At 63.7% G+C, this 17,459-nt stretch carries 18 protein-coding genes and 1 pseudogene; 8 read left to right on the top strand and 11 right to left on the bottom strand.

From position 1 onward, the window contains the following. The first annotated feature begins 44 nt into the window (after positions 1-44). Positions 45-974, top strand: a complete 930-nt coding sequence (locus NATGR_RS11035; RefSeq protein ID WP_005579353.1) for a branched-chain amino acid transaminase — start codon at positions 45-47, stop codon at positions 972-974. 53 nt (positions 975-1,027) lie between these two features. On the opposite strand, the gene NATGR_RS11040 is transcribed toward NATGR_RS11035, so the two are convergent. From NATGR_RS11040 to NATGR_RS20240, 3 genes are all read right to left on the bottom strand, one after another. After that, the gene (locus NATGR_RS11040; protein ID WP_005579354.1) at positions 1,028-2,122 is read right to left on the bottom strand and encodes a GNAT family N-acetyltransferase; all 1,095 of its coding nucleotides are present in this window, start codon (positions 2,120-2,122) and stop codon (positions 1,028-1,030) included. Between the two features lie 101 nt (positions 2,123-2,223). After that, positions 2,224-4,017, bottom strand: a complete 1,794-nt coding sequence (pepF, locus tag NATGR_RS11045; protein ID WP_005579355.1) for an oligoendopeptidase F — start codon at positions 4,015-4,017, stop codon at positions 2,224-2,226. 453 nt (positions 4,018-4,470) lie between these two features. Then, on the bottom strand, positions 4,471-4,656 hold the full coding sequence (locus NATGR_RS20240; protein WP_231990832.1) for a hypothetical protein: 186 nt from the start codon (positions 4,654-4,656) through the stop codon (positions 4,471-4,473). 37 nt (positions 4,657-4,693) lie between these two features. Between NATGR_RS20240 and NATGR_RS20245 the strand changes: the two are divergent. Next, positions 4,694-4,894, top strand: a pseudogene (locus NATGR_RS20245) (M28 family peptidase); the annotation flags it as partial. A 402-nt stretch (positions 4,895-5,296) separates the two neighbouring features. Here the strand turns inward: NATGR_RS20245 and NATGR_RS11060 are convergent. The 4 genes from NATGR_RS11060 to NATGR_RS11075 all read right to left on the bottom strand — a co-directional run bounded on the left by NATGR_RS11060 (position 5,297) and on the right by NATGR_RS11075 (position 7,405). After that, positions 5,297-5,617, bottom strand: a complete 321-nt coding sequence (locus tag NATGR_RS11060) for a NifU family protein (protein WP_005579357.1) — start codon at positions 5,615-5,617, stop codon at positions 5,297-5,299. 116 nt (positions 5,618-5,733) lie between these two features. Next, on the bottom strand, positions 5,734-5,976 hold the full coding sequence (locus NATGR_RS11065) for a hypothetical protein (protein WP_005579358.1): 243 nt from the start codon (positions 5,974-5,976) through the stop codon (positions 5,734-5,736). Positions 5,977-6,039: 63 nt separating this feature from the next. After that, positions 6,040-6,951, bottom strand: a complete 912-nt coding sequence (gene truA, locus NATGR_RS11070; RefSeq protein WP_005579360.1) for a tRNA pseudouridine(38-40) synthase TruA — start codon at positions 6,949-6,951, stop codon at positions 6,040-6,042. Positions 6,952-7,072: 121 nt separating this feature from the next. Then, the gene (locus NATGR_RS11075; RefSeq protein WP_005579361.1) at positions 7,073-7,405 is read right to left on the bottom strand and encodes a carboxymuconolactone decarboxylase family protein; all 333 of its coding nucleotides are present in this window, start codon (positions 7,403-7,405) and stop codon (positions 7,073-7,075) included. 192 nt (positions 7,406-7,597) lie between these two features. Between NATGR_RS11075 and NATGR_RS11080 the strand changes: the two genes are divergently transcribed. Next, positions 7,598-9,103, top strand: a complete 1,506-nt coding sequence (locus NATGR_RS11080) for a sulfatase (protein WP_005579363.1) — start codon at positions 7,598-7,600, stop codon at positions 9,101-9,103. Positions 9,104-9,276: 173 nt separating this feature from the next. Here the strand turns inward: NATGR_RS11080 and NATGR_RS11085 are convergent, their stop codons facing one another. Next, entirely contained in the window at positions 9,277-9,777 is a 501-nt protein-coding gene (locus tag NATGR_RS11085) for a cupin domain-containing protein (protein ID WP_005579365.1), read from the bottom strand. Positions 9,778-9,842: 65 nt separating this feature from the next. Further along, positions 9,843-10,253: a DCC1-like thiol-disulfide oxidoreductase family protein gene (locus NATGR_RS11090; protein ID WP_005579366.1), complete on the bottom strand. Its 411-nt coding sequence runs from the start codon at positions 10,251-10,253 to the stop codon at positions 9,843-9,845. Positions 10,254-10,510: 257 nt separating this feature from the next. On the opposite strand from NATGR_RS11090, the gene NATGR_RS11095 reads away from it, so the two are divergent. Then, entirely contained in the window at positions 10,511-11,749 is a 1,239-nt protein-coding gene (locus NATGR_RS11095; RefSeq protein WP_005579367.1) for a hypothetical protein, read from the top strand. 2 nt (positions 11,750-11,751) lie between these two features. Here the strand turns inward: NATGR_RS11095 and NATGR_RS11100 are convergent, their stop codons facing one another. Beyond that, positions 11,752-12,033: a winged helix-turn-helix domain-containing protein gene (locus tag NATGR_RS11100; RefSeq protein ID WP_015233592.1), complete on the bottom strand. Its 282-nt coding sequence runs from the start codon at positions 12,031-12,033 to the stop codon at positions 11,752-11,754. A gap of 207 nt (positions 12,034-12,240) precedes the next feature. Between NATGR_RS11100 and NATGR_RS11105 the strand changes: the two genes are divergently transcribed. Beyond that, complete coding sequence (locus NATGR_RS11105) at positions 12,241-12,609, top strand: hypothetical protein (RefSeq protein WP_005579369.1); 369 nt, start codon at positions 12,241-12,243, stop codon at positions 12,607-12,609. A gap of 309 nt (positions 12,610-12,918) precedes the next feature. On the opposite strand, the gene NATGR_RS11110 is transcribed toward NATGR_RS11105, so the two are convergent. Then, a complete protein-coding gene (locus NATGR_RS11110) occupies positions 12,919-13,230 on the bottom strand; it encodes a HalOD1 output domain-containing protein (RefSeq protein ID WP_254773528.1) in 312 nt (103 codons plus the stop codon). 361 nt (positions 13,231-13,591) lie between these two features. On the opposite strand from NATGR_RS11110, the gene NATGR_RS11115 reads away from it, so the two are divergent. The 3 genes from NATGR_RS11115 (at position 13,592) to NATGR_RS11125 (ending at position 17,456) form a co-directional block, all read left to right on the top strand. Further along, entirely contained in the window at positions 13,592-14,236 is a 645-nt protein-coding gene (locus NATGR_RS11115; protein WP_015233593.1) for a helix-turn-helix domain-containing protein, read from the top strand. 317 nt (positions 14,237-14,553) lie between these two features. Beyond that, on the top strand, positions 14,554-16,830 hold the full coding sequence (locus NATGR_RS11120) for a molybdopterin-containing oxidoreductase family protein (RefSeq protein WP_074929681.1): 2,277 nt from the start codon (positions 14,554-14,556) through the stop codon (positions 16,828-16,830). Then, a complete protein-coding gene (locus tag NATGR_RS11125) occupies positions 16,830-17,456 on the top strand; it encodes a 4Fe-4S dicluster domain-containing protein (protein WP_005579373.1) in 627 nt (208 codons plus the stop codon). The genes NATGR_RS11120 and NATGR_RS11125 overlap by 1 nt, the downstream gene beginning before the upstream one ends. Positions 17,457-17,459: the final 3 nt, after the last annotated feature.

Raw genomic sequence — 17,459 nt, forward strand, 5'->3', positions numbered from 1 at the left:
AAAATCGCGAACACTTAGTATGGTGGCTTTCGACACACACGAGCATGGGATTCGACGAGATGGACGTCGACACGATCTGGATGGACGGCGAGTTCGTCGACTGGGAGGACGCACAGATCCACGTGCTCACTCACGGTCTCCACTACGGCAGCGGCATCTTCGAGGGGGCACGCTGTTACGACACCGAGAACGGGGCCGCGCTCTTTCGCTGGGAGGAACACCTAGAGCGGTTCTATCAGTCCGCGAAACCGTACGAACTCGAGATCGATCACACGAAAGCGGAACTCACCGACGCCACCAAAACGCTCATTCGGCGCCAGGATCTCGCCTCCTGTTATGTCCGTCCGATCGCGTTCTACGGCTACGACTCGCTCGGTGTCAGCCCGGACGGCTGTCCCACTCAGACCGCCATCGCCGTCTGGCCCTGGGGTGCCTACCTCGGCGAGGACGCCCTCGAGAACGGCATCGACGTGATGGTCTCTTCCTGGCGGAAACACGCCTCGAGCCAGATTCCGACCAACGCCAAGACGACGGGGCTGTACGTCAACAGCATGCTCGCTGGTGAGGAGGCCCGCCGCAACGGATACGCGGAAGCGATCGTCCTCAACAAGGAAGGCAACGTCGCAGAAGGCCCCGGTGAGAACCTCTTTCTGGTCCGGGACGGCGAGATCTACACGCCCGGCCTCTCGGAGTCGATTCTCGACGGCATCACCCGCGACGCCGTGATCACGCTCGCGGAAGACCTCGGCTACACGGTCCACGACGACGTCTCGATCTCTCGTGGCGAACTCAACACGGCCGACGAACTGTTCTTTACCGGCTCTGCGGCCGAAGTTACGCCGATCCGGAAAGTCGACAACGTCGTCGTCGGCGACGGGTCCCGTGGCCCGGTCACCGAAGAGCTCCAGTCGACGTTCTTCGAGGTCGTCGAGCGACGGACCGACAAGTACGACGAGTGGTTCGAGTACGTCTAAGCGGCTGGATAGACCAGTACGGTCGCGTCGGGACATCGGGACAGCAGTCCGTCTCAGTCGGTCACTTCCAGAAACGAGACGCGCCAGTTGTCACGCGCCGTCAGTTCGTTCCGTGAAACCGGCGGCGTCTCGCCGTCGCGCTCGAGCGGACGCACCGCAAGGTACGTCGGATCGGCAACGCGGGAGAGGATCGGGTTCCGGTAGCGGACGAACCCGAACTCGTTCAGCAACGTCGGGGGGAGAACGTCGTTGGCGACAGTCATCACTGCGGCCGACTCGTTGTCGGCGACGGCCGCCGAGAGCAACTCGGGAAACGCCTCGTGGTCGCCGGTCGCCGGGAGGGCGTCCATGAGCTTGACAGCTCGCCCGGTCTCGGTTCTCGTGACCAGCGCGGCGACTGGACGGTCGTCACACCGCGCCACGTACACCGTATGGTCGTAGTTCGGTGCGTCCAAAACCCACCGGTAGAAACGGGCGTCGCGGTAGACGTGCAGCCGGTCGGGAACGTGAGACTCGTACAGCGACTCGAGAACGGCGGCCGGAGCCGACGAGTGACGGTCGATATCGAACCGGTCCGGCGTCGTCGCGAGACGGTCTCTGGCGGTGAGATACGCCCGCGACAGCGCAGTGAGCGGTCGCTCGAGCGACGCGGGAACGGCGTCGTCGGACAGGAACTCGTGTGGCCGCTGCAGCCGATACTGCATGGGAACGACGTCGACCGCCCGCCAGCCGAGTTTCTCCTGGGCACCCAGCGACGCGTCGTTCGGGAAGTTGAAGAAAAACGCTGGCTCTCGGTCGCGGTACGTTTCGATCGCTTTCCTCGTAACCCTGGAGTACAAGCCTTTTCGGCGGTGGTCCGGGTGAACGAGTGCGTCGACTGGCTTGAGCGCGGGGACGACTTCGTCCCGGCACCGAACGGGATAGGGAAGATACCCCTGGGCTGCGACGACCTCGCCGTCGCGTTCGGCGAGCGTGATCGGGACGTGAGAGAGTGAGGGGGTCTCGACGTACTTCCACTCGAACCAGTCGGTTCCCGACCGATGCTCCCACGCCGTTTCGAACAGCGACAGGACGCTCTCGCGGTCACCGTCCGCGTATCGTCTGACGACGTACTCGTCGGTCTGGTCGCGAGCGACACTACGTGACATTCGATGGGACTGTCACGAGAGCACAGTATCGTTATGCGTCTCGTTCCCAGAGCTAGTGCTGGATTACCGGCCCGGCCGGGTCCGAACGAGCGCCAGCGCGATCACTCGAGCAGCGACTCCAGTTCGTCGAGTCGCGTCCCGTACGTTTCGAGTGCGCGGTCGATCGGCTCGGACGTACTCATGTCGACACCGGCGGTCCGCAGCAACTCGAGTGGGTACTCTCGAGAGCCCTGGCGGAGGAACTCGAGGTAGTCTTCGGCCGCGGTGTCGCCTTCCTCGAAGATGCGGTCGGTGATCGCCAGGGCGGCGGAGATGCCGGTCGCGTACTGGTAGACGTAGAACGCCCGGTAGAAGTGGGGGATGCGCATCCACTCGCGGGCGATGTGGTCGTCGATGGCTGCGGGCTCGTAGTAGTCGGCTTTGAGTCCCTCGTAGAGGTCGTCCAGCCGATCCGCGGTGAGTGGTTTGCCCTCCTCTTCGAGTTTGTGGGCTTCGTGTTCGAACTCGGCGAACAGCGTCTGACGGTACAGTGTCGACCGAACTCGCTCGAGGAACTCGTTGAGGACGGCCTTGCGGAACTCGGGGTCGTCGACGGTCTCGAGGAGATGGTTCGTCAGCAAGGCCTCGTTGACCGTACTTGCGACCTCGGCGACGAAAATCTCGTAACTCGAGTAGACGTAGGGTTGTCGGTCTTTCGTGAACTGGGAGTGCATCGAGTGGCCGAGTTCGTGGGCCAGCGTGTACATCGAGGCGACGTCGTCTTGGTAGTTCATCAGGATAAACGGCTGGGTGTCGTAGGTACCACTCGAGTAGGCCCCCGACCGCTTGCCCTCGTTCTCGTAGACGTCGACCCAGCGCGACTCCAGGCCCTCGGCGACGCGGGACTGGTACTCTTCGCCCAGTGGCTCGAGCGCGTCGACGACGTACTCGGCGGCCTGATCGTACTCGAGGGCAGGCCCTTCGTCGCCGGTCAGGGGCATGTAGAGGTCCCACATCTGGAGGTCGTCGACGTCGAGGGCCTCGCGTTTGAGTTCGGCGTGGCGGTGGAGCTTGTCGTGGTTGTCCCGAACTGTCTCGACGAGCGTGTCGTAGACGTCGACGGGGACGTTCGGCCCGTCGAGTGCAGCTTCGCGGGCGGTGTCGTAGTTGCGCGCCTGCGCCAGTTTCACGTCTGCTTTGACGCTGTTCTTGTAGGCCGTCGCGACGGTGTTTCGCATCGACCCCCACTCCTCGAAGTACGCCTCGTAGACCTGCTGGCGGAACTCGCGGTCGGATCGCTTGAGCAGATTGGTGAAGTTACTCTGGGTGATCTCGACGGCCTCGCCGTCGGGGTCCTCGACGGTGGGGAACTCCATGTCCGCGTTCGAAAGCATGTTGTAGACGTCTCCAGTTGCACCCGTAACTTCGCTCAGATCGGCCAGCAGTTCCTCGACCGCCGCCGAGCGGGTGTGGGGTTTCATCCGGAGCACGTCGTCGACGTAGTGGTCGTAGGTCTCGAGGTCCGGCTCCGCCTCGACCAGCTCGTCGAACGCTTCGCGGGTCAGTTCCTGGAGTTCGGGTTCGATGAAAGAGGCTGCGGATTCGGCGTCGGCAGCGAGCGACTGTGCGCGGGCGGTCAGCGCCTGGTAGTGTTGGTCCGTGGTGTCTTCGTCTCGCCGCATCCGGGCGTAGGCCGAGACGGTCTCGACCTCGCGCATGACCGACTCGTACAGTTCGAGGACCGAAAGCAGCGTTTCGGCGTCGTCGGTGACCGCTCCCTCGTAGCGCTCGAGGTCCGCGATGCGGTCGGCGACCGCGTCGTAGGCTTGCTCCCAGTCGTCGTCGGTCGCGTAGATACTCTCGAGATCCCAGATGTACTGCTCGTCGATCTCCGAGCGGTCGGGGACTGAACTCATACCACGAGCTTCGAAACGACAGTGGTAAAACGTATCGGAGTCGCCGATCGCTCCAGCAGGCCCGACGGCTTTTGTCGGTTCGTGGGCGTCTCGCCGGCCATAAACGAGCGCGACGCGACCGACACGGACGACACGACCTCGAATCGGCCTCTCGAGCGGGCGCTCGGCCGTGCCTGGCGCGACGCCCGTTCTTGGGGCCTGCCGACCGAACTAACTCAGCCTCCCCCAGAGGGGTGGCTCCGAACACGAGCGCCGAGTGGCGGAACTCGTCGCCAACACGGTCGCGGATGCTGGCCTCGAGAACGTCGGAAAGCGGGAGTCCCGATGCAACACTGACAGCGCGGCCACACCGAATTCACTGTCTACCGTGAGGACGGCCCCGATCGTCCGTTCGCGGCGAGTGCACTCCCGTACTCGCCGTCCGGCGACGTGGAGGCGGCTGGTCGACGCCGGCTACGGGACGCCCGAAGAGATCGCAGCGGCCGACCTCGAGGGAGCGATCGCCGGCGAGGCGGCCGTTCCGGGGATCGGCGTCAGCGCCGAGACAGGTGACTGGCTCGTCGAGTACGCCGAGGGGAGCACTCGCACACGAATCCAGGTCGTGGTGACGACCAACGCGGGCTCGAGCCGGAACGTCACCGGCACGATCGGTCCCGACACCGACGAGGAAGTGGTGGTGGTCGCTCACTACGACAGCCACGACGTCGCCGAAAGTGCGCTCGACAACGGCTGTGGGATCGCGACGGTCGCGGATGCAGCGTCGATCCTCTCGACGGTTGCGAGCGAACTCGACTGTCGGGTCCGGTTCGCCGGCGTCAACTGCGAGGAGATCGGGCTGCTCGGTGCGGAGGCGCTGGCCGGCGACCTCGCCCTCGAGTCGATCCGTGCGGTGGTCAACGTCGACGGTGCGGGCCGGTTCCGGAACCGCGTGGCGATGACTCGTACGGTTTGTTGTCAGTCAGTTCCACCGCGACCGCGGGCAGGCTCGCGGTCGCGCCGGGACAGCGGGACAGCAGTCCGTATCACTGCAACTGCACAGCAATCCACCCGTAGGCGGCGATTGCGGGCGTGGCTGGGGCCACACCGCGGCCGACACACGCGACACGGTCGACCCGCGAAATCTGCGGGAACACGCCATGTTGACGGCACTGCTAGTGCTCGAGTTGATAGACGAGCCGATCCTCCGGGTCGACGCAGCGAAACTCCGGAAACAGTTCCGAGAGTAGGACTACGAGCCGGAGATGTGGGCCTCGAGGATCTGGCCCGAGGGCTGGGACAGCTAGAACGGCGTCTCCGGCGGTACGTCTCGCGAGGTCTCCTCGCCCAGCTCGTCGAAGCCGGTCGTGACCGCCACCGATTCGATCGCCTCGATGTCGCTCGGGAGCCGTCGCTGGATCGCCTGGGTCGTCATCGGACTGACGCCACAGCCGCTGCACGCGCCGCTCAGGTTGATCTCGACGTGGCCTGCCGCTACGTCGACCTCGACGATCGAGAAGTCGCCGCCGTGGCCCTGAATCTGCGGGAAGTTACGCGCCAGAAACGTCGAAACAGCGTTTCGAACGTCGTCTTCCGTGGCGTCCCCGCTTTCGGAGTGGCTCATACCCGTCGGAACGACCTCGAGCGAGGTATACCTGTCCCCTCCGGCTTGCTGTCGCCGGCCCGGTGCAACCACGCCACAAAGCGGTTACAGCCGGAGCTGGCCGCCAGTAGCCCAGCTCAGCCGCGCATCTCGGCGTCGACGGCCGTCCTGACGACTCGAGCGACGCCGAGCATCACGGCGAAACAGCCGGCGAAGACGAGTGCGGCAAACAGGAACGCTCCGAAGACGACGGCTCCGGCGTTCGGGTGAGCGAGCAACGGCGACGAGATGCGTACGGCGAGTGCGAAAAGTAAGACTCCGGCAGCGACGCGGATCGACGCACGCCAGTATGCATCGTACTCTTCCGGCGACAGTTCCATGCGCCGAACTGTGTACTGGGGGTAAAAAGCCTCTTCGTCCGACTGCAACTGCCGCGGGCACCGTTACAGGTCACGATCGGTGCCGACACCGGCTGCCAACTGCCCGGCGACTCGTGCTCCCGTCCGTCGCTCGAGTGTGCGTTCACCAAACACTGCCTGTGCGCTCTCGGCTGCCGGCTCGTCGACGGTAAACGCGAGATTCGGATACGCCACGCCGGTCAACACGAGCGGCTCCGGCGGTGCGGGAGCGACGCCTTCAGGTCCGGGGAGCGGCTCGGGCGAGAAGACGCGGTCGACCTTCTCGAGGGGCGACGCGCCGGTCCCGATTTCCTGGACGAGAGAGACGAGGCGTCGAACGAGTTGGTGGGCGAAGCCATCGGCAGCGACGGTAACGACGAGGTAGTCGCCGTCTCGGATCGCCTCGATCGACAGCGTCCGTTCGGTTCGGTCGGGATCGTCGTCTGGCGTGAGATTGTGGTAGTCGTGACTGCCCGAGAGGGCCCGGCAGGCAGCCTGGACCAGTTCGTCGTCGACGCAGTCCGACGACTCGAGCGAGCGAGACGTGCCACCGTCCGCCGGCGGCGCGTACAGCTGATAGGTGTACTCTCGGCGGGTCGCGTGGTGGGTCGCGTGAAACCCCTCGGGCGCGTCGGCGCTCGCCCACGCCCGGACATCGGCGGGCAACGCCGCGTTGAACGCCCGTGGCGTGAGCCAGTCCGGTGTCTCGAGTCCGATCGTCTGGGCGAGCGCAGAGACACCCCTGTCGGTTCGTCCGGCGGCGGCGTACCCGGTGGGTTTCTCGGCGTCGGGGGCGAGGACCTCGAGCGAGCGAAGCGCCTCGAAGATGGCGTCCTCGACGGTCGGAACGGACGGCTGGCGCTGGTAGCCGTAGTAGTCGGTGCCGTCGTAGGCGATCCGGAACGCACGTAGCGCTCGTTCGTTCGAAGTCGACGACGGTGTCCGCGGCGTGGGCATCGTTCGTACTCGACGATCCGCGCCACGGAGTTAGAGGCATCGCTATCGCTGGAAAGAACTCGATGAAGAGGATTCACCGGACCCGTCCGGCGAACTCCCAGGATAGTTCTGTCCAGCAGTATTACTCGTCGATCAGGTCGTCGATCCAGCTCATTGCGGCCATCGCCTGTGGGAATCCGATCGTCGGAATCGAGAGGACCGCGACGTGTCGCAGCGTCTCCGGCTCGACGCCTTCCTCGAGTGCTCGCCGGACGTGAGAGTGGACGGCTCCTTCCGACTGAGTCCCGACGGCAACGGCGAGTTTCACGAGGCGTTTCGTCTCGTCGTCGATTGGCCCGCCGGCCGAACACGCTTTGCCGAGGGCGGCGTACTCTTCCCAGATTTCGGGGTACGATTCGGCGAAGTCGCCGGCGGTCGATGGCAGTTCGGTCGGATCGTCGATTTCGTCGGCCATGCTCGCATCGCTTCCAGACCGACAGTATTAATCTCGGGGGAGGGGGGGGGGGCGTGCGCCACGTGCTCTCGAGAACGGTAGTTTCGGGGCGACTCGAGGCGTATTTCTCCGGATGACGCCGCTCGGTAGTCCGTTGTACCTGCATAGTCCGGGCAGACGGCCTTCCCCGTGAGGGGTGGAAGTGTCCTACCCATGGCGGAATCCAACGGAAGTGACGCCGAGTCACACGATACTGTGCGGAACGTTGTCCTGATCGTTCTCGACACGGCCCGCGCTTGCAGCGTCGGTGATCGAACGACGCCGACGATGACGGGGCTCGCCGACGCGGGAACGGCCTTCGACGACGCCTTCGCGGCGGCTCCCTGGACGCTCCCGTCTCACGCCTCGATGTTTACGGGAGCGTATCCTTCCGAGCACGGGGCCCACGGCGGCCACACCTATCTCGACGAGACGCTCCGAACGCTTCCCGAGGCGTTTGCCGACGCCGGATTTCAGACCATCGGCGTCTCGAACAACACCTGGCTCACCGAAGAGTTCGGGTTCCACCGCGGGTTCGACGAGTTGCGCAAAGGGTGGCAGTACGTCCAGTCCGATTCGGACATGGGGGCCGTCGTCCGTGGTGAAGACGTCCAGGAGAAACTTCAGGCGACTCGTACCCACCTCTTCGACGGCAACCCGTTCGTCAACGCCGTCAACATCTTCTACAGCGAACTCTTCCAGCCGACCGGCGACGACGGCGCTGACCGGTCGACGACCTGGATCGCAAACTGGCTCGCCGGCCGAACCGACGACCGACCGTTCTTCCTGTTCTGTAACTTCATCGAACCCCACGTCGAGTACGATCCGCCACGCGAGTACGCCGAACGGTTCCTCCCCGACGAGACGACCTACGAGGACGCGACCACCATCCGGCAGGACCCACGCGCCTACGACTGTGGCGAGTACCACCTCTCGGAACCGGAGTTCGCCGCGCTCCGTGGCCTGTACCGCGCCGAACTCGCGTACGTCGACGACCAACTCGCCGAGATTCGGACCGCCCTCGAGGACGCCGGCGAGTGGGAGGACACCCTGCTCGTCGTCTGTGGCGATCACGGCGAACACATCGGCGAACACGACTTTTTTGGCCACCAGTACAATCTCTACGACACCTTGATCAACGTCCCGCTGGTCGCCCACGGCGGCCCGTTCACCGACGGCGGACGACGGAACGAACTCGTCCAGTTGCTCGACCTCCCCGTGACCGTGCTCGAGGCGGCCGGCGTCGACGATCCGGAACTCCGCGAGCAGGGCTCCGGGCGGTCGTGGGTCCCGCTCGTCGCCGACTCCCGAACGGCGTCGACTCGAGACGCGGTCTTCGCCGAGTACGTCGCTCCACAGCCGTCGATCGAACGCCTCGAAAACCGCTTTGGCGCGGACTCGATTCCCGACCGCGTCCGCGAGTTCGACCGTCGACTTCGGGCCGTCCGGACGAACGAGTACAAGTACGTCCAGGGCAGCGACGGCTTCGAGCGACTCCACGACGTCGCCAGCGACCCCGCCGAGTCGACGAACGTCGTCGCGGACGAACCAGAGCGAGCCAGGCGACTGCGGAATCGACTCGAAAAGCGATTCGGCCCGCTCTCCGAGGACGCCACGGACGGCGACGTCGAGATGCAGGCGGGGACGAAAGACCGGCTGGCGGATCTGGGGTATCTCTGATCGACACAGCGACGTTTCGACGGGTAGGCGGCAGTCGGTTCCGGGTGTGCTGGAACGCCCACCCCGTGTCCGCCCCACCGGCGGACACGCCCGCTCCGTGCTGTCCACGAGTCGGCCGACGGCTGCCCGTCGATCACCGTCGACGCGACTCCGGCGACGCTCGAGACCGTCTCTCACTCCTCGACGGTCGTGGTCGCGCCACAGTCGGGACAGACGAGCCCCTCGTCGCCGATCCGCATGTGGTCGTGTCCGCAGTCGGGGCACGTGACCGACTCCCCGAGAACGGGGATGCGATCGATACGTATGTCCGTCGAGTCGCGGGGTGCGCCGAACGCCAGCGCGACGAGTCGCTCGTCGGCGTCGTTCCACCCTGTCTGGAACTCGCCGGGCGCGAACCGTACCGCCTCGCTCTCGCCGATCCGAACGGTTCGCGGCCCGTCGTCGTCCGCCTCCCGACCGACCTCGAACGTCGCCTCGCCCGAGAGGACGACGAACACCTCCTCCTGATCCGGGTGGGCGTGAGCCGCACCGCTGAACCGCTCGCCCGGCTCGAGGGCGTACTGGACGACCGAGACGCCCTCGAGCGACAGCGGCTCCGTCAGGTCGCGACGGTCGGTGTGGAGATCCTCGTCGTACGGCTCAGGCTCTAGGTCGTCGATCGAGAGTCGTTTCATAGCGGGTACTTCACACCGGGCCAACATAGTCTCTACCTCCGCGTGCGTCGCTCACGACGCCACGGCTACCGTTCGCTCGGCCTCGAGTCGTCGCCGTCGGTCCGTCTCACTGGCGGGGTCTTCGAGACGACCTGTCCCCACTGCGCCCGGTGGTCGGCGACCGACCGGTACCCCCACTCGCGGAGACGGCCGTACTCCTCGAAGTTCCTGAGAAACAGGACGACGTCACGAAGCGGTGTGGCGACGTTGGCGCGGACGAACGCCTCCTCGATCGAAGCGCCACAGGAGTACACCCACTCGTCGGTCACCAGGTGCGAGCAGGCCTCGTAGTTCTCCGGCAGTTGCTCCCGGAGTTCGGGCGACAGGTCGCTGAACCCCACGATCCGGAGGTCGGTGCGCTCGTCGAAGAACTCGGCCCACCAGGTACAGAACCCACAGTCGTCGTCGAAGACGAACGTATCCTGGGTGTAGTTCACGTGAGAATCGACGGGTTCGAGGGACAAAATACGCTGGCCCGACACGACCGATGGGGGGTTCCGTCGCGCTGCCTGAGACGGTTTGCTGTCAGTCAGTGCCGGCGGGCCCGCGAGCCCGCCTGGGGTCGCGCCGGGACGGCGGGACAGCAGTCCGGATAGGTCGGGAGTGTTCGGGTCGCTGGCCGGTGGCGTCGTCGGTGAACTCGAGACGAGTCACTCGTCGGAACGTTCTTGAGGGCCGTGACCAATCCGACGGTATGAGCAGTGCGGCCGGGTCGCTGTCGGAACCGCAGGTACTCGCACACACCAAGCGGCGGCTCTTTCCGGGCGACACGGACGGCTCTTATGTCGTCGCCGACACGCAGTTCTCCCAAGACGAGTGGCTTCCTGGAGAGCCAATCGATTCGTCGGTCCGTGATCGACTCGCGCCGTTCAACCACGTCCGGATCGGCGGTGGCTACCCCGACCTCGTCGGCGTGGGGAACCTCGAGTCCGAGTTGCTCGCGGTCGACCGACTCGGCGACGAACCGCCGTTGATCGCCATCGAGGCGAAAGGATACACGAGCAGCGGCGTCGACACGGAACTCGGGATCGTCCAGGCCTACGATCGGCTCCACGAGGCGAACGCGGCCTACTTCGCTGCGCCGGTTGGCGTCGTCTCCGAGACGGATCGGACGCTCGCGCGTGAACTCAACGTCGGCGTGCTGGGCGTCGACGCGGCGGGAAACGTCGAGGCGCTCGAGGTCCCTCGCGTCGTCGGCAATCGAACGACGACCGAGGCGAGGGCGTTGCGGTTCCAGGCTGGGACACAGGGGGTCGCGGACGCCTCCTTTGGCCTGAACCACCCGAAGAACTACCTCGGATACGTGCTGGCACACTACGCTGACGGCGACACTGCGACGCTGCTGTCGGAGTACAGGGTTGTCAGTGCCGTCGAAGACGCCAAACGTGGCGCTGCCTTTCTCGGTCTGATCGAGGACGGCCCCAGGGTCGACCTGACGTCGCTCGGCGAGGAGGTAATCCGGTTCGCCACGGCCCGCTACGGGAGCGTCGAGTCGGCACTCGAGGAGTTCGAACAGTGGCACGGCTCGCCAAAACGGTTCGTCGACCTCGCGCCGGCGTGGGGGCGACTGGCCCGCAGGGTCGTCTTCGACTACGAAGCGACGGCGCTACTCGTCCGTGAACTGCAGGCGATGGACGACGAGGGAATCACCGAGCCGTCGCTCGTCGACACCGTCGTCTGGCTCCACGAACACTACCCCTCCTTTACCGTCGAACTGTTCGTTCGTGGCGACGACGACGTTCGCCGGCGCGTCCTGACGAAAGACGGCGAACTGCGCCGGCCGGCACTCGAGGATGGCGAGGTTTACCACTCGCCGACGGTCTTTCAGCTCAAAGCGATGCTGTACCACGCCGGCATCCTCACGGACCGCGGCGCAGAGCCGAGCACCCTCGAGCCGACTGCGGACGTCTGGGCGCTGCGAGAGCCGGTGTGAGGTTAGTCGTCGTCCTCGAGTTCGGTGGCATCGAGTTCGCCTTCGAGATACGCTCGGCCACGATCCGAGAGCCGGTAGATCCCGCCAGTTTCGTCGTAATACTCGACGAGATCGTGCGTCCGTAGCGACATCAGGTGTTCTCGGACGGTTTGTCGGCTCCAGTCTGTGTTTTCTGCGATTATCCGAGGTGACAGGACGAGTTCGTGGGCCCCACCCTTGTTGTACAACAACTCGAGGATGTCCCTGTCGACTGGCGTCATCCAGTCGGCTAACCTCGGACGCATTTTTTCCGACGACGCTCTCTCCCCGTTTGACCATTTTCATCCTATCTCGCGTGCAAACAAAATAATTTGAGATACAAACAATGTCGTCGGTACATTTACTTGCCTGGAAACAGATCTGTTTGCCACAGGAACAGTGTAGATCCACTCACCGGCAAACCAAAGTGTCGGTGGCGTGTCGATCCTCGCCGTTCCAGCAAACCGAAAGTCATGCCGACTGATGATTCACGAGGTCACGAACGCCTCAATCGACAGGCCGTATCGACCCGGACCTACCCCGACGGTGGAACCGACGAATCCATCCAAGACCAACTCGAGGCTATCGACCGCCTTACCCGAAGTCTCCTTGCGGATCTTCGAACTGGCGAAGCGACGACACTCGAAGACGGAAACGAGGATACTCGCCGAGAGGCGATACGACACGTCCGCGAAATACGGGCAGAGGCGAGCCGCGTCGGACTGTTGTTGTTCGGCCCCGAGGCAGCAATCCCGTATCGGCCGTCGGACCCGCCACTCGAGTCGGACCGTTCCAGGTCGTCGACCGGGTCCGACTCGGAAGGCCGCGGCAACGAGGACTGATACTGTCGGCAGACGACAATACGAAGCCGGTCGCGGATTCGCGGCCGTCTCCACCGGTGACAGCCCCAACAGAGCGCCCGATCTTCGTGGCTGTCCGCCAGTCTGATACGGAGTGTTGTCTCCAGGTGCCGGCGAGTGTCGATTCCGGTGGCTAACGCGGGACCGACGGACCGGCACAGCCACGACTCGCCCGGCAACTGCGCCGGAACCGGCGGACAGACATCCGCCTACCGCCGCCACGGCAACCGACGCGAGAGGGGAGGGGGTACTCGACTCTTCGGCGACGACCTCACGGGACAGAAGAAACTCCTATAGCGACGGCGACGAACCGGTATCGACGGTCGTTCGTTGCTCGTCGGCGGTGACGCCCACCTCCGCAAACGAGACGTGAAACTCGCCGTCGGCGGTTTCGACTTCGATCGTTCGATCCGCATACTCGAACTCGAGGCTAGTAAACGCGTCGGAGGCAGCCAACGCGTCGAGAGCGTCGGGATCGATCGCGTCGTAGAGTGGCTCGAGTTCGACTGGATCGGTGTCGGTTCGTCGAGCGACGTAGTCGATAATTGCCATGCTAAGCCGCCGGTCTGTGTCTACTACCGCCGTTGCTCGTGAAGCACTCATTGTACAACACCATACTGCCGATAGTAAAGTAACTGACCCAAAATTCCAGGCGGGACCATCCCCTCGAAATGACAGTCTTGCTCGCTAGTACACACAAACAAGCACCCAGGAACCTCTGAATAGAGGGTGTTTATGTGCCTGCTTCTGTGTCTCGAGAGTGACGGCAACGCCGCATCGACTCATGGCAGTTTTCCAATAGTCTCCCAATACTGGGGTGGTGTGTCGGGACGTCTGCAGGAGCGACGGACTGTCACGAGCCCGAACGCGGTGTCCTGTCGCCACGACTGCCCAAACCATATAAAGGGATGTATATATCAGAGAAAGCAGTATCTATTTATAGGGGAACAAGTAGGATATGTCGATGATTTCTCAGGGGGAAGTCAGGGGACTGTGCATCGAGCTCGATCTCACACTCCCCGACGATCATCCATGCCAACTAACCAGTGTCTGTGACTGTGCATCGTCCGTCCACCGAAAGAAGATGAACGGCGACTGTGTCGTTCTCGTGCAGGGACTTCCAGAGGAGTCCGAGGATCTTCGGGCAGAGTGCGCGAGTAACTCGATCCACGAGCAGTGTTTCCATTCGATCTTCGAGGAGTACAATTGCCCAGCTCTCATCGTCGACGTCTCCGGCCCGCGCATTCGACTGCAAGCCCATCCCGCTGATCGAGAGACGCTCAAAGACATCGTGACCGAACTTTCCAGGCTCGGAAACGTGGCCGTCATCCGCATCGCCGATCTATGCAGTACCGACGACGTCTGTGACTTGCGGACCGTCAACTGTAGCCAGCTTACCACCAAAGAACGTGAAACGCTTACACAGGCAGTCGACGCCGGCTACTACGACCGACCACGCGGTGCCGATCTCGAGGCACTTGCCGACGAGTTCGACGTGTCGAAAAAGACGGTCTCACAGCGTCTCAGGTCTGCAGAACGAAAGATCGTCCTCGACCTCCTCGACGATCCACAGAAGTGTCTCAGTAGTCCGGCACCGGCTTCCCAGTGATCCGGGACTCCGGTACGGATCACTGTGCCGACTCCTGGTACGACCACGTCGGGTCGCAGGTGCGTCGGAACCGACCGACATAAACCGTCTGGGTCGTTGTTCGGCACCGGTACGTCGGCTTCGGCCGGACGGACTCGCGCCTTCCCTGTCTCGTCGGTCTAGTCACGAAGCACCGCCGCTGAACCTAAAGGGGCGAATATGAAGGCGGTTCGTCCGGAGTGTACATAAAAGAGGTGAATTTGAGCAGTTGAGGCCTCGGCCTTCCCGCCCCTACACCCTAGTGGAGTCATGACTACGACAAACTGGAGGGGGTTTGCATGAGTAGCAACGAGTCATCCATCAATCGTCGTACGTTCCTCGCGGGAACCGCTGCGGCAACGGCTGCAAGCGTTGCAGGGTGTGTCGGTGGGGAGGAACCAGCGGGAGATCCAACCGCTAACCGAGCGGTTGCGAACAACAACTGTCATATCTGTCGTGCAAGCTGTGGAATGGAGGTCACCCTCGAGAACGGCGAAGCGATCGACCTGACCGGCGTCGACGGCCATCCGAAGGCAAGCGCTGGCGAGGGCCGAGAGGGGACGCTCTGTTCGAAGGGGATGGCACAGTTGGACAAGACGTACAACCCGAACCGAATCACGCAACCGTACATTCGTGAGGACGGTGAGTTGCGGGCTGCTGACTGGGACGAGGCGTTCTCCTACGCAGCAGACCGACTGCAGGAGTTCGCGGACGAACACGGGCCGGAGAAGTTCCTCCGCTATCAGGGGTATCCGATCGGCGGTGCCTGGCACGACACGTTCTTCCAGAACATCTACGGCGCACCGCTCCGGGTCGGTCGGAAGACGACGTGTCACGGCCCGTTCTCCGACTCCTGGGCGTGGATGGCCGGCTACGGCCGCGAGTACCCAGACTACCGGAACTCCGAGTACATGATCGTCTGGGGGCGCAACGTCATGGAGAGTTTCCGTGGCCAGTACCAGCCGAAAGGCGTCCTCGACGCCAAAGAGAAAAACGACGCGACCCTCGTGTGTATCGACCCACGGTACACGAAGACGGCCGAAGTGGCCGACAAGTGGATTCCGATCGAGCCACGGACCGACGGCGCGCTCGCGCTGGCGATGGGACACGTCATCATCGAAGAGGGACTCTACGACGAGGGGTTCGTCCAGAACTGGACCTACGGCTTCGACGAGTATCGTGACGCCGTCGAGGGCAAGACGCCCGAGTGGGCCGAAGAGATCACCGGCGTCGACGCAGATGTCATCCGCGAAATCGCAATCGGGCTCGCCGAGTCTGCACCGCGTTCGTTCGCGTTCCCGTGGACCGGGCTCGCCTGGCAGAGCAACGGGTTCAAGAACTGCCAGAACATCCACGCCCTCAACGGGCTGATTGGCAGCGTCGACCGCGAGGGCGGAACGCGCATGTGGTCTGCTGGATTCAGTCTCGACGACCCCCACGAGAAACGGGGCATCGACGTGCCGTCCAACCACGCAGACAAGCCGACGCCGGACTACGACGACTACCCGTTCCAGCGTCACGTCCGTGACGTCTCACACAACCTCGTTCCGAAAGCCGTCGAGCGAGGCGACCTCCGGGGAATGGTCAACAACTGGTCGGCACCAGCCCTGAGCGGGAACACCGAAGAGTGGCTCGAGGCGATGGAGGAGATGGACCTGGTCATCACCATCGACGCCTTCTGGAGTGCCGTCGCCGAGCGTGCCGACGTCGTCTTCCCGGGTGCGTCGACGCTCGAACAGCCGTTCCTCGACACTGGCGGCGACAACGCCTACTCCACGAACGGCTGGGCGACGGCCTCCGACGCGATCATCGAGCCGATCGGTGACTGTCGGGAAGACTACCTGATCTACAAGGGCCTCGCGGAGGAGATGGGCTATGGCGAGTACTTCCCGTGGGACAGCGGGAAAGAATACTACGACGAACAGCTCGAGGCGATCGGGCTGTCGTTCGACGAGCTCGCCGAGAAGAGCTACGAGATCGTCTCGGAAGTCGGATACGAGCAGTGGCGCGAAGACGGGTTCGACACCGAAACGGGCAAGTTCCAGTTCGACCTCGAGCCCAACGACTCGTACGCTGCACTCGCAGACGAGATGGGAGCCAGTACGGCACCCGAGTGGCATCCGCCGGACGACGAACACTACGGCGAGACGACCGACGACGAGTACCCACTGTTGGTCAGTGACTTTTTCGCCGAGCAACTCTCTCGAGCGCACTGCCAGGCGCTGCCGGAATCGCTCGAAGAGTACGCGGATCGGTTCGGGCTCGCATACGAGGAGTACCGCGGGAATTACCTGCACATCCATCCCGACGACGCCGAGCCTCGCAATATCTCGACCGGCGACATGGTCCGTGTCACCTCGCCCGATGGTGAGGTCGAGCTCATGGCCCACGTCTACGAAGGCATCCGGCCAGGATTCACTGGCATGGTCTCTGGCTTCGGCGAGGACTCCATTCAGCCGGACGGAGAGGGAGCAAACCTTATGGATATCAACAAAGAGCGACACGTCGAACCGGTCAGTGGTATGACTGCCAGGTTCCACCCTGTCGAAGTAACGCCGCTCGGAGGTGACAACTAATGAGCGAACAGTGGGGGTTCTACTTCGATCCGGAGAAGTGTATGGGCTGTCACGCCTGTACGGTCTCGTGTCGGGTTCGTAACGACACCGACACCGACGGGCCGAAGTGGCGACGGATGGAACACGTCAGCGAGGGAGAGTTCCCCAATTACGAGGAAGTCTCCATCTCGATGTCGTGTTTCCACTGTTCGGAGCCGCCATGCCGGGACGTCTGTCCGACCCACGCGATCGAGAAACGGGAAAGCGACGGGATCGTCACCGTCAACCAGGACGCCTGTATCGGCTGTCACTACTGTGGCTACGCCTGTCCGTTCGGCGCAGCGGTGTACGGCGACGACGGCCTGCTCGAGAAGTGTCACCTCTGTCTCGGCGAAGGCGCGGGTGACGGACACGGAAAACCACCACGCGAACGCGAGGAAGACGGTGGGAACACACCAGCCTGTGTCGACAACTGTGTCGGCGACGCACTCGAGGCTGGACCGATCAACGAGATCCTCAGAAACGCATCCGAGAAGGCGGCCGAAGAGTATCACGACCGTGATGATAGTGCTGGTGCGATGTTCGTCGTCGAACCGGTGACGTCGGCAGACGGCGAATCTATCCCGACCACGGAGCCGTCCGAGTGATCG

The organism is Natronobacterium gregoryi SP2, assembly GCF_000230715.2.
Classification (GTDB): domain Archaea; phylum Halobacteriota; class Halobacteria; order Halobacteriales; family Natrialbaceae; genus Natronobacterium; species Natronobacterium gregoryi.